Below are 22559 nucleotides of genomic sequence, written 5' to 3' on the forward strand. Positions count from 1 at the left end.
AAGTTCCGGAAAAAAGATAAGCTACTGGCAGTAAGTAATAGCAGTTTCAAAAAAGGATGCAGGAACTCAATCTAAAAAAAGATATCGCCCATAAAAAAATCTATTTCCTCTCGGACGTTCATTTAGGAGCTTCCGCTTTAAACAATAACCGGGAACGGGAAATAAAACTGATAAAATGGTTGGATTTTATCCGACCGGATTGTTCCGTCCTTTTTTTACTGGGAGATATTTTTGATTTCTGGTTTGAATATAAATGGGTAGTACCTAAAGGATACGTCCGTTTTTTATCTAAAATCTGTGAATTTACGGACGCCGGCATAGAAGTGCATTTCTTTACAGGTAACCACGACATCTGGGCTTTCGATTACCTGAATAAGGAATGCGGTATGAGTGTTCATACTCACGATGAAATTTTCAATATCAGAGGAAAAAAATTTTACATCGGACATGGAGACGGCCTGAATCCCCAAGACAAAGGCTATCTATTTATTTATCGTATTTTCCACAATCCTTTTCTCCAACGCTGTTTCAGACTGGTTCACCCGGATTGGGGAATCGCTTTGGCCCGGAAATGGTCTTCTCACTCCCGCCTGAAAGGAGGCGAAAATCCGGCAGCAAACTGTTACAAAGGAACAGAACAGGAAGATATCGAAATTTATGCCCGGAAAATGCTCGAAACCCAACATTTCGACTACTTCGTTTTCGGACACCGGCATCTCCCCCTGGATATTCTCTTAACGAAAAACAGCCGTTACATAAATACAGGAGACTGGATCACCTGGTATACTTATGCTGTTTTTGATGGTCAGAAATTAGAATTAAAAACTTTTGAAAATCCGGTAAAAAAAGAAGGAAACTGACTTTTCTGCCTTTCTTTCCTCTTTAAGACCCATTTGTTTTTTTGCCAAAAAAGTCTTAACTTACTTTTGCGTTTATTTAAATTACAGTCACCATGTTGGTTAAGATTTTTAGTGGTGCTGTCAGTGGTATCGAAGCGACAACCATCACCATCGAAGTAAACATCCTTTGGGGAGCAAAATTTATCATTGTAGGACTTCCCGATAATGCAGTAAAAGAGAGCCAGCAAAGGGTAGATTCGGCCCTGCGAAATATCGGCTCCAAAATTCCAGGGAAGCGGATTATTGTGAATCTGGCTCCCGCCGACGTAAAAAAGGAAGGATCTGCTTATGATCTGCCCTTAGCGGTGGGGATATTGGCGGCCAATGAAGAAATTCCGGCAACAGAACTTCCGCATTTCGCTATGCTGGGAGAATTGTCCCTGGATGGCAGCCTGCTAGCCGTCAAAGGGGTGCTCCCTATTGCTATCAATGCCAAAGCAGAAGGTTTTTCCCATATGATTGTTCCTTATGAAAATGCAAATGAAGCTGCCGTAGTGAAAGGATTGAAAGTATATGGTTTTTCTCACCTCCGGGAAGTCACCTCTTTTCTCAAAAAAGAACAGACATATTCCCCCATGCTCTTTCATTCCCCTAAAAATGAAATCGACAACTCCCGTTTTTTTTACGATTTTAAAGATGTAAAAGGACAGGAAAATGTAAAAAGAGCAATGGAAATTGCTGCTTCCGGAGGACATAATATGCTGATGATCGGTCCGCCTGGAAGCGGAAAGACTATGCTCGCCCGCAGATTACCTTCCATACTTCCTCCCATGACAATAGAAGAATCTTTAGAAACGACAAAAATTCACTCCGTAGCAGGTAAATTACAACGCAATAGTTCTTTGATTACGACACGTCCCTTCCGGGCACCACACCACACCATTTCCGACATAGCCCTCATCGGAGGAGGTTCTTTTCCCCGCCCCGGAGAGATTTCCCTAGCTTGCAACGGAGTACTTTTTCTGGATGAATTACCAGAATTCAAAAGGGCCGTACTGGAAGTGATGCGCCAACCCTTGGAAGACCGGACAATTACAATCAGTCGTGCCAAATCAAGCGTCGATTACCCGGCCAATTTTATGCTGATTGCTTCCATGAATCCTTGCCCCTGTGGCTATTATACTCATCCTACAAAAGAATGCAGCTGTAACGGAGGGGCAATTCAACGTTACCTTTCCAAAATTTCAGGACCGCTTCTGGATCGCATCGATATTCATATCGAAGTGGTTCCCGTAGAATTGGAAAAAATAACCGGAAATCAGGAAGAAGAAAGCAGCCAAGCCATCCGGGAAAGAGTTATCCGCGCCCGGGAAATACAAAACCGACGTTTTAAAAATTATACCGGCATATATTGCAACGCCCAGATGAATTCAGCTCTATTAAAAAAATATTGCCCCCTAAACGAAAAATGTACAGCTTTATTAAAAATAGCCATGCAAAAATTCGGACTTTCCGCCCGGGCCTACGACCGAATTATTAAATTATCCCGGACGATTGCCGACTTGGCAGGAAACGAACAAATCCTCCCCCAATATATTGCAGAAGCTATCCAATACCGAAGTCTGGATAAAGCTTCCTGGGGGAAATAAGGTAAAAATATTTGCTTTGGATAGAAGGATTTTTGAAATGTCTACTCCATTATACCCGGCTCAGAATATCTTCCAAACCTTCAAAATGGTTCTTATAATCTTCCAAACTACGGCGTATCACTTCATGCGCTTCCTCTTTTCCATATATATTCGTGATCTCCACCTTCCGCTGTCCGTCTTCTCCAGGCATATCTTTGTAGGTCAGGAAATAATGCTTTAACCGGTCTACAATAACCACCGGCAACTCCGAAATGTCATCATACCCGTGGTAAGTAGCATCGTGTCGCAATACCGCAATAATTTTATCATCCGCTTCATTTCCATCCAACATACGGAATCCGCCAATGGGACGTACCCTGGCAATAATATCCCCATGAGCAATGGTCCGCTCCGTCAGTACGCAAATATCCAAAGGATCGCTATCCCCTATAATTCCGGTCCGATGAGATTGCTGCATACAATATTCGGCCACCAAATCCCCGCAATAACTCTGCGGAATAAAACCATATAAAGCAGGTACTACATTGGAATATTTCTGAGGGCGGTCGATCTTAATATAACCACTCACTTTGTCTAATTCATACTTTACGGTATCCGTAGGTACCATTTCAATAAAAGCAGTCAACACTTCCGGTGCTTCCTCTCCAACTTCCAAACCATGCCAGGGATGAGATTTATAACGCAACCCCATCAAACGCGCTATCGGGTCATTGATTTTATTTCCCATAATTTAATGTGTTATAAAGCCCTTCAGGACTTTTTCTTTTTTCAGACAATCCTTAATGATTCTTCCACTCGACAATCTGTCCTCTCTTTTTATCCAACATCTCTTTCGGAACGACAGCACGAATTTCCTCACACAACAATTCTATCAGTTTGTGTTTAATATAATAACGGGAATAAATAACACTTACTTCCCGCAACGGTACATTTTCCCGGAATTTTCTCACCTGCTTTTGCTGCTCAGCTGCCATATAGAGCACAGCCAATTGCGGAATCAGAGTAAATCCTCCCTCTTTATCGACAATTTTCATCAACGTTTCCAGAGAATTACTCTCAAAATCAAAAGGCAGATTCCGGTGCTGGAAATTTCTCATCTCACACAGATTAATCACCTGATCCCGAAAACAATGCCCGTCTCCCAACATCCAGATATCCGGAGTAGCGATATCCGAAACACTGACTTCTTTTTTTTGCAATAAAGGATGCCCCGGACTAGCATATACCAGCATTTCCTCATAAAATACAGGCTGTTCTACAATTTTATCATCTCCGTATGGAGTTACAAATATCCCCACATCAATAGCGTCCTGCTTCAAACGACGGATGATATCTTCCGATACCATTTCCTCGACTTCTATTTTGACTGCTGGATATTTACGAATATAGTCTCCAATGAAAATTGGCAATAAGTAAGGAGCTAGCGTAGGAATAATCCCTATTTTTAAGGTTCCGGCGACTTCCTGTTTGTCTTCTACTATGATTTCCTTTATCCGACTGGCTGAAGCCAATGCTACACGAGCCTGTGTAAGGATCCGGGTTCCGATATCAGTCGGCACTACCGGCTGACGGGTTCGGTCGAAAATAATTACCCCCAGATCATCTTCCAACTTTTTTATCTGCATACTCAACGTTGGCTGAGTGACAAAACATTTTTCCGCAGCTGTTGCAAAATGACGGCAATCGTCAACAGCTACAATATATTCCAATTGAGTGAGAGTAATCACAATTCTCTATTTATTGTTCAAAAAAATCTTTCATCTTCTTGAAAAAACCTGTCTTATTGTCAGCTTTTCCGGGCTTGAATACATCGTAATCTTTCAACTTCTCCACTATTTTTTTATCTTCTTTGGATAAACTCTTGGGGATCCATACATTCACTTTTACCAGTAAATCTCCTTTCCCATACCCGTTTACATCCGGCAAACCCTTCCCTCTCAACCGAAGGATCTTCCCCGGCTGAGTTCCCGGCTCTACTTTCACCTTCACCTTTCCTTCCAAAGTGGGGATTTCAGCCGAATCTCCCAATACCGCCTCCGGGAAACTGACAAATACATTGTAGAGCAAATCGTTTCCGTCCCGCACCAACTGAGGATGTTCCTGTTCTTCCACCAACACAATCAAGTCCCCGTTCACACCTCCGCGACGAGCTGCATTTCCCTTGCCGCTCAAAGATAACTGCATCCCTTCTGCTACTCCGGCTGGAATATCCAAAGTAATCACTTCCTCCGACAACTCCACTCCTTCTCCATTACAATAAGTACATTTCTCATTGATGATTTTCCCCTCTCCCTCACAAGTCGGACAGGTAGAAGTCGTTTGCATTTGCCCGAGAATGGTATTCTGTATTCGCGTTACCTGCCCGCTTCCTTTACAAGTAGAACAGGTTGAATACGAAGAACCCTCCTTCGCTCCCGTGCCCTGACAATGCTGACAGGCAACATATTTCTTTACCTTGATTTTTTTCTCCACTCCAGTAGCGATCTCCTCTAATGTCAACTTGACTTTCACCCTCAGATTCGATCCCCGGTTCACTCTGCGGGCACGACGTCCTCCCCCGCCAAATCCACCAAACCCACCAAAACTACCGAAAATATCTCCGAAATGAGCAAAAATATCATCCATACTCATCCCTCCCCCAAATCCTTCAGCTCCACCGCCTAAACCGGCATGACCGAACTGATCGTACCTCCTCCGCTTTTCTTCGTTACTCAGTACATCGTAAGCTTCTGCCGCCTCCTTGAATTTTTCCTCCGCTTCTTTATTACCTGGATTCTTATCCGGATGGTATTGTATAGCCAGCTTCCGATACGCCTTCTTTATCTCTACAGCATCAGCACCCCTCGATACACCCAGCACTTCATAGTAATCTCTTTTCTCTGCCATTATCCTAATTTGTATTTCAGATTCGGCCGGAAAGCTTCCAACCGAAATCTGAATTGTTATTATTCGCTACACCCAAACGGACCGTTATAAACGGTCTCTTTCGCTTTTTTCTATTCTCCAACCACTACTTTTGCAAAACGCATCACCTTATCATTCAATTTGTATCCTTTTTGAATACAATCGACAACTTTCCCTTTCAGATCAGCCGATGGCGCTGGAATTTTTGTTACAGCTTCGTGCTCATCCGTATCAAACGTATTGTTTACACAATCTATTTCCGTCACCCCATTCTGGGTCAGAAATTCCTTAAAACTATTATAAATCAACTTCACTCCTTCCCGGATAGCCTGCATATCATCAGACTTTTCCATACTGGCTAAAGCTCGCTCAAAATTATCCACAACAGGTAAAATCCCTGACAAAATCTGCTCCCCTGCATTCTTCGTCAGCTCCATCTTCTCTTTTAAAGTACGTTTCCGGTAATTATCAAACTCAGCAGAAAGACGCAGATATTTATCATTCACTACAGCCAATTTTTGTTCCAGCTCTTTTACTGCATCTGCCTGAACGTCCTGTTCTTTTTCCGAATTTACTGCTCTTTCCGATTCTTCCGGATCAACTTCCTTCTTTTGCTTCTCGGCTTTCGCTTTTTCTTCTGCTTTCATCGCCTTCTCTTTTTCTGCCATGTCTTATATTTTTAATGTTTATTTTCCATTTAACGTAACAAAATTAAGCAAAAACTTTGCCAATACAAAAGATGTCAGTTTGTCGTTGTCAATCTGACATCTTTTTCCGGCAGGATTTAATTTTTTTTGTCTTTTTGAAGGTACTCTCTAAAATGTCATCATCCACAAAACTAAAATAAGAACCTCCTCCGACAATCAAATGATCGTGTAATAAAATATCGACGATTTCACCAGCCTCCCGGATTTTTTCCGTTACTTGCTTATCCTGGTCACTAGGCCACAAAGCCCCGCTTGGATGATTGTGTATAACAATGATGGCACAGGCTTTTACCTCCAAAGCCTTCCGGAAAAGAATCCGGATATCGATCACCGTCCCCGCCATCCCTCCGGAAGAGATTTTTTCACTATCGATCACCCGATTGGAACGATTCAGATAAATCACCCAGAATTCTTCATGATCCAAATCTTTCAATATCGGAGCAATATAGCGATAAGCATCTACACTGGAATGTATGGAATAGATTGGCTTTTCCGTTTCTAAAGGACGCCTCCGGCTGATCTCAATCGCTGCAATGACTCCGGCAGCCTTCGCCAATCCCACCCCGTTGTAATTCTTCATCAGCTCCCTCATCCCTAAACGAGCTAAAACATTGAGATCATATCCACAATCGGCTAAAATACGCCGGGCTAAATCCAAAGCTGATTCCCCCGGTTTTCCGGAACGTAAAATGAGAGCCAACAACTCATTGGTAGATAAAACGGAGACTCCTTTTTTCAAAAGTTTCTCCCGGGGCTGATCGTCATCCGCCCAGTCTTTTATAGAAAGATATAGCTTCTCCATAACACCGAAAGTTTTGAACAAATAAGTTACGACTTTTTTACAAAATAAAAAAGCAAACCTAAATTTGCTAGAAAAAATTCAAGTGTTCATCGGGAAACTAATCCGAATCTTTTAGCTTTTTACACATTAGGGCACGTCCCTAATGTGTAAAAAGAAGTAGAGAGTGTCGTCTCTGACACTCTCTCCCTATATCCATATGAAGATCAATTACAATTTATTGACGTATAAAGCCAATTTTGATTTCAAGTTAGAAGCTTTGTTGTCGTGGATCACGTTTTTCTTTGCCAACTTATCCAACATAGCTGAAACTTTCGGTAATAATTCAACAGCTACAGCTTTTTCCGTAGTATTACGCAATTTTTTTACGGCATTCCTTGTCGTTTTTGCATAATAACGATTCCGAGCATTTCTCGTTGCTGTTTGTCTTATTCTTTTTTCTGATGATTGATGATTTGCCATCGCTACAAATATAAAAATTCAACTTCTTTTGCGTAGTCCGTACGAGAATCGAACTCGTGTTACAAGAATGAAAATCTTGCGTACTAACCCCTATACGAACGGACCATAAATCCTTTTTTCTTGTAGTCCGTACGGGAATCGAACCCGTGTTACAAGAATGAAAATCTTGCGTACTAACCCCTATACGAACGGACCATTATTTTGCTTTAGCGGATGCAAATATACGACATTTTTATTTCACTCCAAAAAAATGCTAATTTTTTTTCAAAATGCAAATGCTTACAACAGCAAAACTCTGACAATAAATCGTTTATTCAAATAAACGATTACATTATTTCAAGAATAAAGATAAATAATCTATCTTTGGGCAACACAAAATATAGCAAAGGAAATATCCAAAAAAACTGAAATGGGAAAATTGTACCTGATTCCAACGCCTGTAGGAAACCTGGAAGATATTACACTTCGGGCGTTGCGCCTCCTAAAAGAGGTAAGCTTGATCCTCGCGGAAGACACTCGCACCACCTCCAATTTATTAAAACATTATGACATCAAAACCCCTCTGCAATCTCATCATAAGTTCAATGAGCACCAACAAGTGGAAAAGATTGCCGAACGGCTGGCTCAAGGGGAAGATATAGCACTTGTCAGCGATGCCGGTACTCCCGGTATCTCCGACCCCGGTTTTCTGCTCACCAAAACCTGCATCGAACACGGTATTGAAACCGAATGCCTACCGGGAGCCACGGCCTTTGTCCCTGCCTTGGTGAATTCCGGATTCCCTTGCGACCGCTTTTGTTTTGAAGGCTTTTTGCCCCAGAAAAAAGGTCGCCTCAAACGGCTGACAAGCCTGAGCGAGGAAAGCCGTACCCTGATTTTTTACGAATCTCCTTACCGTCTGGTAAAAGCACTCCAGCAAATGAGTGAAATATTCGGACCCGATCGTCAGGCCTGCGTCGCCCGTGAAATTTCAAAAGTATTCGAAGAATTCAAAAGAGGAAATCTGCAAGAACTGGCCGACTACTACACCGAAAAAGGAGTCAAAGGAGAAATCGTTCTGATCGTAGAAGGGAAAAAGAAGGAAGAAGAAGGAGGAGTGTACATCGAAATGATGTAAACGGGAAAATGTTCGAATGTGTAAAGGGAAAAGTGTGTTGCCTCCGTTCCAACGAGGAACATTTTTCTTGAAAAAATAAAATTAAAGTCTTCGTTTCCTCTCCTTTCGGCAGTACCGAAATATTAAATGAACTTGGGGCGTATGGCCATCAATCACCAGACAACTTCCTCCATTACTCAAAATTTTGAACATTCGAACATTTACCGTTGTACTTTATATTTAATTAAACTTCCATTATCCACTCCCGCAAAAAGATAAAAATTACCATTGTCTGAAAATACAATAGAGAAAGGCGAATCTCCCGGAATCGGAAATCCGGCCGACATTCCGGTTTTTAAATTCCACAGCAACATTTGCTGCCGGTCTCTATCCAATAACCCGATCCGGATATCATTGCCGGAAAAACGGTATACATATGGGAAATCAAGGCTGTTTGCCTCAATCTCTTTGGAATAAATCTCCTGCCCCGATAAATTATAAATCTTCAACCGTTTCCCTGCGGTGAAAATCAATTCATCTTCATTATCCTTATTGATGTTCGCCACATTCAAATGCCAGCCCGGAGCTAAATTCTCATATTTTAAAGGCTGATTTTTACCGTTGAAATCGACCAGATTCAATTGCTCGTTCGAATTGGCAAAAGCCAGCAAAGGTTTTCCCCCTTTATGAGTAAGATAGATTTCCGTACCTTCTCCGAGATCAAATACGTCACTCACTCTTACCCGCTCTTTTCCTTTACGGTCCAAAATATACAAACGATACCGGTCTGCCAATACAATATAATCTTTATTCCCTACCCGAAAGTGATAGACCCGGCTCACAATTTCCTTGTCCGTTTTCACCCCTTTCCAATCCGGAATCAGATTCCCTTTTATATCGTACAGACTTACCTGCTGATTGAGTAAAGGAGCAAAGATGCGGTAATTCCGGTTCTGATCGTAATCGAACAGGGCAATTCCCCTTTCACACTTCGCTTCAAAAGCAAGTGGAAAGCGATCTACGTACTTGCCATTCCGATCCACCAAATACAATTTGTCCGGTGTAGAAAACAAATATTGCAATTTACCGTTCTTAAAAGCATCTACCTGATAAACCTCGCTGTTAATCTGCCCGTCTACCTTCAATTTCCATAAAATACGACCGGAATTGTTCAACAAATAAATCGTCTGCTGATCATCCTGTACAAAAATCTCCTGCTCTTTCGTAATATGGTTAATCACGGGAACCGGCTTCATGCTCACCTTTGCTTCTAATTTTGTCTGCCATACCTGATGAGGCAAATTCTCCTGCTTTATCTCTTCCGTACTCAGAAATAGATTGCTGTACAACATCTCTCCCTCATTCGACCACTGAACTGCCAAGGTGGAAAAAACAGCTAATTCTTCCTCATGGGTAGCCAGATATTTTTTCCAATCGCCTTTTGTCACATAGGTATAATAAGGAAGCATCTTGCGGACGTTAGCAAAATAAGCTAAATTCGATTTTGCTGAAAGTTTTGTTTTGGCCTTCTTAAACCAATCCGTATTTTTTATAAAGTTTCCGTGTATATACTCTTTTATAAAATCTCCCATCACCTTCTGAGAAGATCCCAACACCAGATAATTGTCTACGACCAATAAATATTTTGCAGGAATACCTTCAAAAATATACCCCCAGTACACAGCCGCCCAATCTTCCACCGGCGATTTATAATAGGGGATCGTTTTCTCCCGGTCAACGGTATAACGTAAATAAAAATTTCCGGGATTCAGCTGAAGCTGTTTCGCCCGCTGTGTCACAATTTTCTCTATCCAGTTTTTACACAAACCGCCCGATTTTACTTCCGCTACGATCAGTCCTTCATTTTTTCCCGTAGCTTCGTTAAAACTCATATTGGCCAAAGCAAACTTGCCTTGCAACAGTTCTTTCAACTCTGCCTCAGCTCCTTTTCCCCAAGCCCAGGCATACTCCTGTTTCCGTTTCCGTACATTTCCTATCAGCCCGGCATCCCGTCTGTATTCTTCTAAATTCTTTAAATATAAGTCCAACTGACTGATATTTAAAAACATCACAGAAGAAGCGTTGCCAGGAAGCATTCCGGCCAGATTCGTCTCTTCCGGTTCCTGCCCGCTGAAGGTCTTCATATAAGAAGCCTCCAATCCCGTGTAATCCATGAAACCGTTCAGACTGATCCCCTCCTCTTGCAATTCTCCGTCCAAAGCTCCCCATTTGAAGCAAGAAGAAATATTCAAATGAGGGAAAAGACGATTCGTCTGTATATACAAAGGTAGTAACTCCGAAAAACAATCCGTATTCAAAAACACATTCACTCCTGCCCGGGGAGAAAAATATTTCGTAATATTTTGGAATTTAGTGGGTTTACCCTCATTTGCAGCCTCCTGCTCAAATTGCTTTAAAGCATCTTCAATAAATAACTCCGAGTCGGAAAGCAAAATTTTCCCTTCTTCTGCCGTACAAAAGATTTCCTCTTCCCCCGATTTTAACGTATAAATTTTATACTGATCGTATTTTCGCGGTATAATAGCCCTCCAACTCATATTCTCTCTCAAACAATCGAAAACTTCCTTACCCGATAAAACGTCACTGTTATCTCCTACAAACAAATATACAATCTTCCCTTTCCCTTCCTTGCGCAGAGCAAGAACCCGGGAAGTCGGAGCAATAAAACCCTTTTTTTCCAATAAAGAAGCTACCTGGTAAAGCAAAATTTTCTGAAAATCGGGAATATTGGACTGAAAAGCCAAACCTACTTTCTCCGGCAAAGAAACACCAGCATTTATCTGAACGACCAAGGCTGAATTATAAGGAATAAAAGAATCCTTGCTATTATTTTGTAATTCTCCACGTCGATAAATATACCACATGCTATAGACAATCACGCCCGATAACAATACTGCCAGAATGGATAACCATACCCCCTTTTTCATAAAAACAATTTCATTTAGATAGCAAAATTAGTAAATTATTGAAAATAATAACAAGAAAATAATGTACTCCTCTTTTTTATCGATGTTAAATACGATAGCTCCTTCGGATAGCTTTTCTATTTTCCTTTTTTTTGCTTTATAATTCTTTTCAAATTTGCATTTTTTATTTTTATTTTATATAATTGTACATTATTGACATTTTTTTATCTTCCTTCATAAAGCATAGCTTTATTTGCCTGAACCGGATTGAATAACTAATCTTTTCTTTTATGAAATACAAATTTTACATTGGATTGCTTTTTTTACACGTATTCATTCTTTCCTGCACTTCAGGAAAGGATAGCATTACCAAATTTATTTCGGTAGATATACAAAATATAAAAGAAGAAGTTGAGCTACCGATTTCAGAGCTGACCGATTCTCTGGAAATCATACAACTGGATAGCATCTTAAAAGGATTCATTGGCATGAGAATTATTACAGACCATTATATTGGCATTATGCTTTCTGATCCTTCCAATTTTTTACTTTTCAATCGTCAGGGAAAATTTATTACCTCCATAGGGAATGAGGGATATGGACCAGGAGAATATCAAGCTTTATATCATGCTCAGTTAGATGAAAAAGCCCAAAGAGTATATCTGGCTCCTTATACTGCAAAGCAAATCCTCACTTATAATTTAAAAGGAAGATTCTTACCGAAAGAATGTATCAAACTCTCGTATTTAAGTCCTAAAAATTATTTTTATGTAGATCACGATAAAAAAAGAGTTACTGTTATTAATTTACCTTTTAGTAAAGAGGAACCGATTGCTTGGGTACAAGACTTTAAGGGAAATATTTATCAAAAAATTGCAGCGAAACATTTAGCCCTAAGACCTGATTACAGCAATGAAATATCTACATTTCGAAATACGGAGGCAATCGATTTTAGTATATCTGCATTTTTTCAAAAACAACAGGATACCCTTTATTATTATGATAGTAAGAATAATAAAATTATTCCCAAACTGACTTTAAATGCTCCCAGACAACCAGGAAAAATAATTTATTCCTATCTGGAATTACCTTTAGATTATTTTATTATACTCTCAACAATTCAAATGGGAAATAATCCTTATACAGATATTAGTAATACCTCTTTTGTCCAAGTAAACAAAAAAACGCAACAATCTCAATATGTTAAAATTGTTAATGACTATCTCGGCGGAATAGATTTTGTACCTTCTACTCTTTTTAATAGCTTCAGAAACGGCTATTTCGCTTATCCCCAAGACGCGATGACCCTAAGGGAACAACTGACAAAAGCTTTGGAAAATCCGGACTTGTTGCCCGAAGTACGAACTCGTATAAGCAATCTTCTCCGACAACTAAAAGAAAAAGACGGTGATGTCATGATGATCGGAAAACTAAAAACGGAATAGAACAATATGAAAAATAATATTCTCTTTTCAACACCTGACAGGTTTTCCTATTGGTATTCTATATCGAATAAAGAATATATACTTTTACCTCCTCTAGCCCGTAAAATCATTATGTTGCTGGAATCGGGAATAAAGACAGAAGATATTTGGAAACAGAAAGAGCTGGAAAGGGAGACAAAAGCAGATATTTTATACTATCTCCACAAAATAGAATATTTAAAAAATCAACATTTCTGGTCGGAAGAACCGGAAATAGAAACAACATTCGGACAACTGACAGCTGAAATGATACAGCAACAATTAGAAAATTTAAAGGTATTGACCTTTGAAGTAACTGATAAATGTAATTTAAATTGTAAGTATTGTACTTACGGGCAAGTGTACCAAGGCCACGATGAACGGCAAGGAAAAAATTTAGACTTCAGCATAGCCCGGAATATGCTGAATCGGATCGGAAAAAGTAAAGGATTTTTCCTAATATTGCATTTTTAAATGCACTGAGAAATGGACCTTACCGAAATAATCCGGCTGTTGAACTGCCGGGAAGAGGAAGAACGTCAGCTTTTTGCAGAAGCAGCACGTTTAAGGGATGCCCGATTGGGTAATACCGTTCACCTTCGCGGCCTGATTGAAATATCCAATGTTTGCCGCAAAGATTGTCTCTATTGCGGGATCCGGAAATCGAATGTTCCCGTAGAACGCTATGTCCTTAGTGACAAAGAAATTCTCGAAACCGCTCGTTTTGCAGATGAACATCAGTACGGCTCCATCGTTTTACAAGGAGGCGAAAGAACCGACACGGCCTTTGTACAACGCATCGGTAAATTACTGAGCGAAATAAAAAGGAGAAGCCAGAACCGCCTGGGAATCACCCTTTCTTTGGGAGAACAGACGGAAGATACGTACCGACATTGGTTTGAATGCGGAGCTCACCGTTATTTACTGCGGATTGAAACCTCCGATCCGGAACTTTATAGAAAACTCCACCCGAACAATGCCCTGCACGCTTTCGATACCCGCCGGGCATGTCTAGAAGCGCTAAAGCGATGCGGTTATCAGACCGGCAGCGGCATCATGATTGGCTTGCCTTTCCAAACAACCGAAATGCTCGCCCGCGATCTCCTGTTTTTAAAATCCCTGGATATCGATATGGTAGGTATGGGCCCTTATCTGGAACATCCGGATACGCCTCTTTATGCCTTGCGGAAACAATTGATCCCTCTGCCGGAAAGATTACGTTTAGGCCTGCATATGGTGGCCTGTCTGCGGTTACTAATGCCGGACATCAACATCGCCGCGACCACAGCTCTTCAGGCCATCGACCCCTTGGGACGGGAAAAAGCCCTGGCTGCCGGAGCCAATGTCATTATGCCAAACATTACGCCAGCCCTGCAACGTAAAAATTATACGCTCTACCAAAATAAACCATTTTCCGAAGAAGGAGCCGAAGAAGTGATGCAAAAATTGGTGGAAAGCGTTTCCCACTACGGCTGCCGTATCGCTTTCGGAGCATGGGGAGACTCCCGGCACTGGCACAAAAAACATTCCTCCGATTAGGCAGCAGAAGGCAACATCGAACGGAACGGCTCGAAAACAGCCAAAATAACCAATCCCCCTAAAATCGTAATGATGATACCCGACACCCGGTTGATCGTGATCAATACCCGTAACTTAAATTTTTTCCGGAATATATTGACCACCGTCGACAATACATACCACCAAGCGCTTCCCCCCACCAATACTCCCAGGAGTACCATCACCTCCGTCACCACATTGGGAGCATCTCCAAAGACAGAAGTTCCGGCAAATACAGCCATAAATACAATCACAGTAACCGGATTGGAAGCCGTCAGAAAAAACAAAGACAAGAAATCTCCCAGTAAACCTTTTTTCGTCACCCGCCTCTTGGCCTTAATCTGTTTCAGCGGATTATCAAAATAAATTTTTAAGCCTACGATAATCAGGAAAATACCCCCTATGATTTGCAGAATCAATTCGTGGGTTTGTATCGTATTAATGACAAATCCCAGACCGAAAGCTGCTACAGTAGCATAAAACAGATCTGCACAAGCAGCCCCCATACCGGCAATAAATCCGGAAAGTGCTCCTTTATGCAATGTTTTCTGAATAATAAGCACACCCATAGGCCCCAAGGGAACAGACACCATCAGTCCGATCAACATCCCTCTGAAAATGTATACGATATCGTACATTTCTGTTCTGTTTTTACTCTCTGCCGTTACAAAACCACATTATCTGACGTAAAACGATTTAAAATGGTTTCGTCATTGATCTCTTTCGACAAAGATTCAATTGTATTCATCGGGACATCAAACAAATCTAAGATCAACAGCCCATCCAGACACATATTAAATTTAGGATCGATATTAAACCCGATAATTTTTGCGTTTAACGAAATATATTTTTTCAGTAAAATCGGAAGTTTATCACTCGACGGTTCGATATCCCCGATCATCTTATCCAATAAAGCAAGATTATTCTGAGAAGCTTCCAGCATCACGTCCACATCCGGATCTTTGGTTTCCACCCGATATTTACAACGGGAAGATACGTAACGCGCCAGTTCATTATTATAGTGATTCTGAATGATAAACTTCATAATGAGTTCTTTGGAAACATCGGTATACTTTCCACTAATGGTCACCGGTCCAATCAGATAGCGATACTCCGGATTCTTAATCAGGAAATACAGAATACCTTTCCATAACAAAAACAAAGGCAAGGGTTTCCGCTGGTAATCTTCAATGATAAACGAACGCCCTAATTCGATCGATTCGTATAAAATCGGCAACATGGCTTTCCGGATTTTAAAAAGCGAATGAATATAAAATCCCTTTAAACCATAACGGTCAATCACTTCTTTGCCTTTTCCCACCCGGTAAGCCCCAACAATCTTATCGGTATCGTTATCCCAGATAAAAAGATGATAATAATACAAATCATATTCGTCCAGATCGATACTCCGGTTGGTTCCTTCCCCGACAGCCCGGAAAGTCACTTCCCTGAGCCGGCCGATTTCATTGAGGATATTGGGTATTTTAATAGAAGGTGCACAATAGACACTGTAGTTTTTCATGTTAAACAACAGATAATCTTCTGCAATATTCTGCACTTCTTTTTTCAATACCGCTACATCCACTTCCGAAATCACCGGTTCGGCCTTGGGTTCGGCTTTCTGCGACTTCAAAAAGAATTTTTTCACTTCTAAAGAAGAACCCAACAAATACGTTTTCGCCCGCAAAAACTTTCCGTATTGGATAATATCTGCAAAAGAATTTTGTGTCTCGACACTGATCGGATTTCCGATTCTCAATTTCACGATTCTATTTTTCTTATTTAATAATTCCGACGGCAATTTCACCGTCCTCAACATCGGATGAATCAACCCCAGCAGATGAAATAACAAACTATTCGACCCCTTAAAATAAATCGGGATCACCGGCACATTTGCCTTCCGGATCATCTTCAATACGGAAGTTCCCCATTCCTTATCTTCTATATTGTTCGACTCCGCCTGATAAGCAGAAACTTCCCCCGCGGGGAACAATCCCAGCGGCTTTCCTTCGGACAAATGGCGCAAAGCTTCTTTAATACCTGCCGTACTCGATATGGTTTTCTGACTTTCAAACGGATTTACTCCCAGAAAATAATCTTTAATCGGTACGATCTTTTTTAGCAAAAAGTTTGCCATAACTTTATAATCCGGCCGGATTTTACTCAATAGCTTAATCAGAATAATCCCGTCCAATCCTCCGAAAGGATGATTGGATATAGTAATAAAAGCCCCTTCCTTTGGAATTTTCTGTAAATCTTCTTCATTGATTTCGATCGTTACTCCCAGCGCATTGATTAAACGATCTAAAAATGCATTCGGATCCTCATCGTATACATCCGAATACAATTTATTGATTTTATTCAACCGCATAATATGCATCACCATTTTCGCCGCAAAACTCCCTCCGAAACGATTCAACCCTTCCGATGCCTTTAATAAATCACTCGATTCTATCAAATTCATAATTTTACCTCCTTATCCTACCCCTTTCTTTCCCAACTATTCTGGTTTTTACTTTAATACCGGATACTTTCAGTAGCACACTCTTCTTTGTCACCCGCACAACTTCTTTTTCTCTACCGGATTTCCGGATATCTTTTACTTTATAATCATTTCCTTCACCACCTTCTCTCCCAAACGGTCATTTAAAGCCGCAATAATCCCTTCTTTCACCATCAGAATTTCATTTTTTACTACTGAAGAAGTAAAGCTCACAAACAATTTACCCTCCGTCATATAAATATTTTTTGTCTTCGAAGCAATCAATTTTCCAACCACCTGCGGCCAGAGTTCGGAAACTTCACATTCCTTGAACTTCCGGTCCAACCCCATCTGTTTCAGCACAAGTGCTACAAGCTCATCCAACTTCTGCGTTTTTCCCTGATTGATCATCCGACTCTCTCTTTAAATTGCAAATATAATATAAATCATACGTCCCCCTCCTCTGGAGGTTTAAAATTAAAAAAGAGTTCCGCCTTCTACCCGGAACAATGTATATTCTTTCCCCTGTGTTCTCAGCATTTCATCGATATGTTCCCGGTTCGTATCCGTAATAAATATCTGTCCGAAAATATCTCCTCCCACAATTCTGATAATTTGCTCCACCCGTTCGGCATCCAACTTATCGAAGATATCGTCCAACAATAACATCGGCTTTAACCGGTTCATCCGGTACAACCAAACGTATTGGGCCAGCTTCAGAGCAATTAAGAAAGTCTTTTTCTGTCCCTGGGAACCGATCTTCTTCACCGGATACCCTTCAATTTCCAGGGAAATATCGTCCCGGTGTATTCCAACTGTGGTATACGTCAGCAAACGATCCCGCTCAAAAGCTTCCTTCAAAGCTTTTTTTAGATCCCCTTCTTTTACCGAACTGCAATAATGTAAACTCACTTTTTCTTTCCCGGCAGAAATCAACTCATAATATTCCCGGAACACTTCCTTAAAATCTTCCAGAAAATCAAGCCTTTTTTGCTGCACTTCCTGTCCACATTCGATCAATTGTTCATCCCAAATCTCCAAAGCCTCCCGGTCCAATTCACGGCCGGCAGAAGCCTTCAGCAAAGCATTCCGTTGCGAAAGAGCTCTATTGTAACGGATCAGAGCGTGCAAATACGTGCGGTCGCACTGGCAAATAATGTGATCGATTAAGCGACGACGTTCTTCACTGCCTCCCTCTATCAGAGTCACATCCTCCGGTGAGATCATCACCAGCGGCAATAAACCAATATGCTCCGATAGCTTCGTATAAACCTTTTGATTTTTTTTAAAAATCTTTTTCTGTCCCCGTTTTACCCCACAATAAATATCCAATTCTTCTCCCTTTTGTTCATATTTCCCCTGCAGGACAAAAAAAGGCTCGCCATGGCGTATATTCTGAGAATCGGGTAAGTTAAAATAACTTTTACACATCGACAATTGATAGATCGCATCCAGGATATTCGTCTTCCCCACTCCATTATTGCCGATAAAACAATTAAAACCAGCACAAAACACCACCTCTGCCTCCGCAATATTTTTAAAATTGACGATATTTAATTTCTTCAGTCTCATAAACCTTACGATCTGCCCTAAAAACCTGTTTTTCCATTCTTCTTTCTCTCGCATACAAAGATACAAAAAACAATACGGTAACTTTTCAAGGGAAGGAAAAGAAAAACAAAAAATAATTTCAATTTTTCATTTCTTCTTTCCAATTAAAAAGCTACTTTTGCACGTTATTAATATGTTTATCAAATTCTGGAGGAGGAAAAATTATTTCGTCAGCGTGCGTCGTAATTTATCAAATCCCTTAACAGTAAAGAAAATAACTATGTCAAAGTCAAAGGAAAAAAAACACGAGGACAAATTCGAACACATTGAAGATGCATTAACCAGAGGGGAACAATTTATTGAATCAAACCAAAAAATGCTGATTAACATTGTAATTGTGGTTCTGGTCATCATCGCAGCTTTTTTAGGTTATAATAAATTTATCAAAAATCCTCGCATTCAGGAAGCTTCACAGCAGATTTTCGGAGCTCAGAATTATTTCGCCAAAGATTCTTTTAACCTGGCTCTAAACGGAGATGGTAATATTTCAGGTTTCTTGGAAATTGCAGATAATTACGGTTCTACCCCGGCTGGCAATTTAGCCAAATACTATGCAGGCTTGTGTTATTTATATACGGGAGATTACAAAAACGCCATTCAGTACTTGGAAAAGTTTTCTTCAGACGATTTGTTATTTTCCAATATGGCAATAGCCAATATCGGCGACGCTTATATGCAATTGGGAGATTATAAAAAAGCTGCTGAATATTACAAAAAAGCAAGCGCTTCCAAGATCAATAATTTTACAACTCCTCTCTTTTTAATGAAAAATGCTTCTGCTTATGAAAAAGCCGGGGATTATGCTTCTGCATTAAAAATTTACGAACAGATTGAAAAAGAATTTCCGAATACTCCGGAAGCCCGGGATGTTGAAAAATATATCGCAAGAGCACAAATGAATTTAAAGAAATAAAACACTAAGGAAAATATAGGAAAACTGTCAGAATTTAATTTCTGACAGTTTTTTTTATACCCCTTTTCAAAGCTCTTCTCCTCGGGAAAGATTACTCACAAACAAAAAAGCCGCCTGAACATTCAGACGGCTTTCGTATAAAGAAAATTGGAATCTATTTCACTTCCCAGATATCTCCGCTATTCAACAAATCATCCATACAATGAATCTTGGAGATTTTCTTCACTTCTTCAATTTGTTCATCCAAGGCTTCGTCATAAGTATGAGCTTCCACATCCCGTATAACTCCTAAGGCTACAGGGAATTCAGGAGCTTTCATATTGACCAGCATCCAATGCAGGAATGGATTGGGATCATGGGCATCGTGAACCAGAATATCGTTCTCCGTAATTCCGTCTTTTCCGATTTCCACTACCTTTAACTTACCACTCTTGTCAAAGACCAAACCTTTATCTTTATTTTTACCGAAAATCATCGGTTCTCCATGGTGTAAAATCAACTGACGATCTTCCCGGACTTCTTTATCTGTGATAGCAGCATGAGCTCCGTCGGCAAAAATCACACAATTTTGTAATACTTCGACTACAGAAGTCCCCTTATGTTTTACAGCTGTTTCCAATACTTCAGCCGTCAAGGCAACATTCGTATCCAAAGAGCGGGCAAAGAATTTACTCTGGGCACCAATAGCTAACTCTCCCGGGTTAAACGGATGTTCTATCGTTCCGTAAGGAGAAGTTTTCGTTTTGGTACCTAATTTGGTCGTAGGAGAATACTGACCTTTTGTCAATCCGTAAATCTCATTATTGAACAGCAATAAGGTCATATCTACGTTTCTCCGGATCACATGTATAAAATGATTTCCTCCGATCGCTAAAGCATCTCCATCCCCGGAAATTTGCAGGATATTCAGTTTCCGGTTGGCATTCTTCGCTCCAGAAGCAATGGCAGCTGCACGACCATGAATCGTGTGGAAACCATAGGTATTCATATAATAGGGAAAGCGGGAGGAACATCCGATACCGGAAATCACAGCCCAGGATTCTTTCGGATAGCCCAACTCAGCCATGGCTTTCCATACGGCATTGATGATCCCGTGATCACCGCAACCAGGACACCAGCGGATTTCCTGATCGCTTTTAAAATCTTTTGGAGTATATTTTAATTCTTCTGACATAGCTTTAAAATTGAAATTTGAAATTTCAGTAAGGTAAACTTGCCTTTTTCAATTATTAATCGTTCATCAATTTATTAACTTCTTCTTTAATTTCGAGCACGGTAAAGGGTAATCCTGCCACTTTATTGTATTGTTGATAAGTAAATTCAGGATATTTACTCCTCAGATAAGCCGCAAATTGGCCCAGATTTAATTCACACACCAATATTTTCTTAAATTTTGCCAATACTTCTTGGGTATTTTTGGGCAGGGGATTAATGTAATTGAAATGAGCCAGGCTCACATCCTTGCCTTCTTTCCGCAATTCTTTCACTGCCGAGAATAAATGTCCGTAAGTACCTCCCCAGCCGACAACCAATACTTCTCCTCCTTCCGGATTTCCGAATACTTCCTGTTGGGGAATATAATTAGCAATACGGGCTACTTTTTCTTGCCGAAGATCAGTCATTACCTGATGATTTTCCGGAACATAACTAATCGTACCGGTAATATTCATCTTTTCCAAACCACCAATCCGGTGTTCCAAACCTTTGGTTCCCGGTACAGCCCATGTTCTGGCCAAAGTTTCCGGATCGCGAGCATAAGGCTGATAATTGTCTCCTTCTTTTGCTCGTCTGATCTTAATTTCCGGTAATTTAGCCATAGAAGGAATCAACCAAGGCTGAGCACCGTTTGCCAGAAATCCGTCGGTCAACAAAATAACGGGAGTCATATGCTCTAAAGCAATCTTACCGGCAATAAAAGCATAATCAAAACAATTACCAGAAGTACTGGCGGCAATCACAGGCATCGGACTCTCCCCATTTCTTCCGTACAAAGCCTGCATCAGGTCGGATTGTTCCGTCTTCGTGGGTAAACCCGTAGAAGGTCCTCCCCGTTGTACATCGACAATAACCAATGGAAGTTCCGCCATTACAGCCAAACCGCAAGCTTCCGATTTCAAGGCCAAACCGGGTCCGGAAGTCGTCGTTACGGCAAAATTACCGGCATAACTGGCACCAATAGCCGTACAAATACCTCCGATTTCATCTTCTGCCTGATAGGTCTTTGCTCCTAAATCCCGTCTCAAAGCCAGCTCTTGCAAAATATCCGTAGCTGGAGTGATCGGATAAGAGCCGCAGAACAAAGGCAAACCTGCTTTTTCTGCAGCAGCCAATAACCCCCAAGCCGTAGCCTTATTTCCGGTAATAGTCCGGTATTTTCCTTTTTCAATATGAGCCGGAGCCACTTTAAAATGTACCGCTAAAGCATGTACGTTAGCAGCATAATTGTATCCAGCCCGTAACACTAATTTATTAGCAGAAGCAATGCTCGGTTTTTTAGCAAACTTCATATCAAAAAATGCCTCCGTATGCTCAACAGAACGTTCAAACATCCAATAAGTCATACCCAAGGCAAACATATTTTTGCAGCGAAGTACCGACTTTTGATCCAATCCAGTCTCCTTCAATGCTTCAATCGTCAGTTTCGTGATATTGACAGCAATGACATTATAATCATCCAAAGAATGATCCGTCAACGGATTAGACGTATAACCTGCTCTCTCCAGATGTTTATCTGTAAAAGCATCCGTATCCAAAATAATAGTACCCGCTTTTTTAGCCCAGCGTAAATTTGCTTTTAAAGCTGCCGGATTCATGGCGACTAATACATCCGCGAAATCTCCCGGAGTAGTAATATGTTCTTCACCAATATGAACCTGGAAGCCGGATACACCACCGACCGTACCTTGCGGAGCCCGAATTTCTGCGGGATAATCCGGGAATGTCGATACATCATTCCCAAACAACGCAGCCGTATCTGAGAACTGCTGCCCGGTTAACTGCATCCCGTCTCCGGAATCACCTGAAAAACGGATGACAACATCTTGTTTTTCGATAACTTCTGTCTCTTGATTCATGACAAAATAATCTTCCTTTAAATTTTTAATTTTATTTGTTTTCAGCGAAAATTTTATGTTGTAAAACATGGTAAAG

Annotated in this window: 20 protein-coding genes and 2 tRNA genes; 7 read left to right on the plus strand and 15 right to left on the minus strand. The window is 40.7% G+C overall.

The window, feature by feature from the left end:
• Positions 1-56: 56 nt before the first annotated feature.
• Both HMPREF9449_RS13300 and HMPREF9449_RS13305 read left to right on the plus strand, forming a co-directional pair.
• Positions 57-860 carry a UDP-2,3-diacylglucosamine diphosphatase gene (locus tag HMPREF9449_RS13300; protein WP_009137782.1) on the plus strand — a complete coding sequence of 268 codons (804 nt, stop codon included), beginning with the start codon at positions 57-59 and terminating at the stop codon, positions 858-860.
• A gap of 92 nt (positions 861-952) precedes the next feature.
• Positions 953-2488: a YifB family Mg chelatase-like AAA ATPase gene (locus HMPREF9449_RS13305; RefSeq protein WP_009137783.1), complete on the plus strand. Its 1536-nt coding sequence runs from the start codon at positions 953-955 to the stop codon at positions 2486-2488.
• A 49-nt stretch (positions 2489-2537) separates the two neighbouring features.
• Here the strand turns inward: HMPREF9449_RS13305 and HMPREF9449_RS13310 are convergent, their stop codons facing one another.
• The 8 genes from HMPREF9449_RS13310 to HMPREF9449_RS13345 form a co-directional block, all read right to left on the minus strand.
• Positions 2538-3215 carry an inorganic pyrophosphatase gene (locus HMPREF9449_RS13310; protein ID WP_009137784.1) on the minus strand — a complete coding sequence of 226 codons (678 nt, stop codon included), beginning with the start codon at positions 3213-3215 and terminating at the stop codon, positions 2538-2540.
• Positions 3216-3267: 52 nt separating this feature from the next.
• Positions 3268-4215: a hydrogen peroxide-inducible genes activator gene (locus tag HMPREF9449_RS13315; RefSeq protein ID WP_009137785.1), complete on the minus strand. Its 948-nt coding sequence runs from the start codon at positions 4213-4215 to the stop codon at positions 3268-3270.
• 10 nt (positions 4216-4225) lie between these two features.
• Positions 4226-5374 carry a molecular chaperone DnaJ gene (gene dnaJ, locus HMPREF9449_RS13320; protein WP_009137786.1) on the minus strand — a complete coding sequence of 383 codons (1149 nt, stop codon included), beginning with the start codon at positions 5372-5374 and terminating at the stop codon, positions 4226-4228.
• A 110-nt stretch (positions 5375-5484) separates the two neighbouring features.
• Positions 5485-6060 (minus strand): nucleotide exchange factor GrpE, encoded by a 576-nt coding sequence (gene grpE / locus HMPREF9449_RS13325; RefSeq protein ID WP_009137787.1) that lies wholly within the window; start codon positions 6058-6060, stop codon positions 5485-5487.
• An 88-nt stretch (positions 6061-6148) separates the two neighbouring features.
• On the minus strand, positions 6149-6901 hold the full coding sequence (gene radC, locus HMPREF9449_RS13330; protein WP_040611960.1) for a RadC family protein: 753 nt from the start codon (positions 6899-6901) through the stop codon (positions 6149-6151).
• Positions 6902-7108: 207 nt separating this feature from the next.
• Positions 7109-7360 carry a 30S ribosomal protein S20 gene (gene rpsT, locus HMPREF9449_RS13335; protein WP_009137789.1) on the minus strand — a complete coding sequence of 84 codons (252 nt, stop codon included), beginning with the start codon at positions 7358-7360 and terminating at the stop codon, positions 7109-7111.
• A gap of 33 nt (positions 7361-7393) precedes the next feature.
• A tRNA-Glu gene (locus tag HMPREF9449_RS13340) sits at positions 7394-7465 on the minus strand.
• A gap of 18 nt (positions 7466-7483) precedes the next feature.
• Positions 7484-7555: transfer RNA gene (locus tag HMPREF9449_RS13345), tRNA-Glu, on the minus strand.
• Positions 7556-7769: 214 nt separating this feature from the next.
• Here HMPREF9449_RS13345 and rsmI point away from each other — a divergent pair.
• On the plus strand, positions 7770-8477 hold the full coding sequence (gene rsmI, locus HMPREF9449_RS13350; RefSeq protein ID WP_009137790.1) for a 16S rRNA (cytidine(1402)-2'-O)-methyltransferase: 708 nt from the start codon (positions 7770-7772) through the stop codon (positions 8475-8477).
• A 200-nt stretch (positions 8478-8677) separates the two neighbouring features.
• Here rsmI and HMPREF9449_RS13355 read toward each other — a convergent pair whose 3' ends face one another.
• Positions 8678-11404 carry a WD40 repeat domain-containing protein gene (locus HMPREF9449_RS13355; RefSeq protein ID WP_009137791.1) on the minus strand — a complete coding sequence of 909 codons (2727 nt, stop codon included), beginning with the start codon at positions 11402-11404 and terminating at the stop codon, positions 8678-8680.
• Positions 11405-11673: 269 nt separating this feature from the next.
• Between HMPREF9449_RS13355 and HMPREF9449_RS13360 the strand changes: the two genes are divergently transcribed.
• Genes HMPREF9449_RS13360 through hydE form a run of 3 tightly spaced genes read left to right on the plus strand, consistent with a single transcriptional unit; the run spans position 11674 to position 14385 of the window.
• The gene (locus HMPREF9449_RS13360; RefSeq protein ID WP_009137792.1) at positions 11674-12828 is read left to right on the plus strand and encodes a 6-bladed beta-propeller; all 1155 of its coding nucleotides are present in this window, start codon (positions 11674-11676) and stop codon (positions 12826-12828) included.
• Between the two features lie 6 nt (positions 12829-12834).
• Entirely contained in the window at positions 12835-13320 is a 486-nt protein-coding gene (locus HMPREF9449_RS13365) for a hypothetical protein (protein WP_009137793.1), read from the plus strand.
• 12 nt (positions 13321-13332) lie between these two features.
• Entirely contained in the window at positions 13333-14385 is a 1053-nt protein-coding gene (gene hydE / locus HMPREF9449_RS13370; RefSeq protein WP_009137794.1) for a [FeFe] hydrogenase H-cluster radical SAM maturase HydE, read from the plus strand.
• Here hydE and HMPREF9449_RS13375 read toward each other — a convergent pair.
• The 4 genes from HMPREF9449_RS13375 to recF all read right to left on the minus strand — a co-directional run bounded on the left by HMPREF9449_RS13375 (position 14382) and on the right by recF (position 18457).
• The gene (locus HMPREF9449_RS13375; protein ID WP_009137795.1) at positions 14382-15041 is read right to left on the minus strand and encodes a LysE family translocator; all 660 of its coding nucleotides are present in this window, start codon (positions 15039-15041) and stop codon (positions 14382-14384) included. The genes hydE and HMPREF9449_RS13375 overlap by 4 nt on opposite strands.
• 26 nt (positions 15042-15067) lie before the next feature.
• Positions 15068-16867: a lysophospholipid acyltransferase family protein gene (locus HMPREF9449_RS13380; RefSeq protein ID WP_009137796.1), complete on the minus strand. Its 1800-nt coding sequence runs from the start codon at positions 16865-16867 to the stop codon at positions 15068-15070.
• Positions 16868-17002: 135 nt separating this feature from the next.
• Entirely contained in the window at positions 17003-17296 is a 294-nt protein-coding gene (locus HMPREF9449_RS13385) for a DUF721 domain-containing protein (RefSeq protein WP_009137797.1), read from the minus strand.
• Between the two features lie 66 nt (positions 17297-17362).
• Complete coding sequence (gene recF / locus HMPREF9449_RS13390; RefSeq protein ID WP_009137798.1) at positions 17363-18457, minus strand: DNA replication/repair protein RecF; 1095 nt, start codon at positions 18455-18457, stop codon at positions 17363-17365.
• A gap of 259 nt (positions 18458-18716) precedes the next feature.
• Here recF and HMPREF9449_RS13395 point away from each other — a divergent pair, with 259 nt between their 5' ends.
• Positions 18717-19409 (plus strand): tetratricopeptide repeat protein, encoded by a 693-nt coding sequence (locus HMPREF9449_RS13395; RefSeq protein ID WP_040611962.1) that lies wholly within the window; start codon positions 18717-18719, stop codon positions 19407-19409.
• Between the two features lie 154 nt (positions 19410-19563).
• Here HMPREF9449_RS13395 and HMPREF9449_RS13400 read toward each other — a convergent pair whose 3' ends face one another.
• Both HMPREF9449_RS13400 and HMPREF9449_RS13405 read right to left on the minus strand, forming a co-directional pair.
• Entirely contained in the window at positions 19564-20583 is a 1020-nt protein-coding gene (locus HMPREF9449_RS13400; protein WP_009137800.1) for a 2-oxoacid:ferredoxin oxidoreductase subunit beta, read from the minus strand.
• Between the two features lie 55 nt (positions 20584-20638).
• Positions 20639-22483 carry a 2-oxoacid:acceptor oxidoreductase subunit alpha gene (locus tag HMPREF9449_RS13405; RefSeq protein ID WP_040612017.1) on the minus strand — a complete coding sequence of 615 codons (1845 nt, stop codon included), beginning with the start codon at positions 22481-22483 and terminating at the stop codon, positions 20639-20641.
• Between the last annotated feature and the right edge of the window lie 76 nt (positions 22484-22559).

The sequence above is a fragment of the Odoribacter laneus YIT 12061 genome (assembly GCF_000243215.1).
GTDB lineage: Bacteria > Bacteroidota > Bacteroidia > Bacteroidales > Marinifilaceae > Culturomica > Culturomica lanea.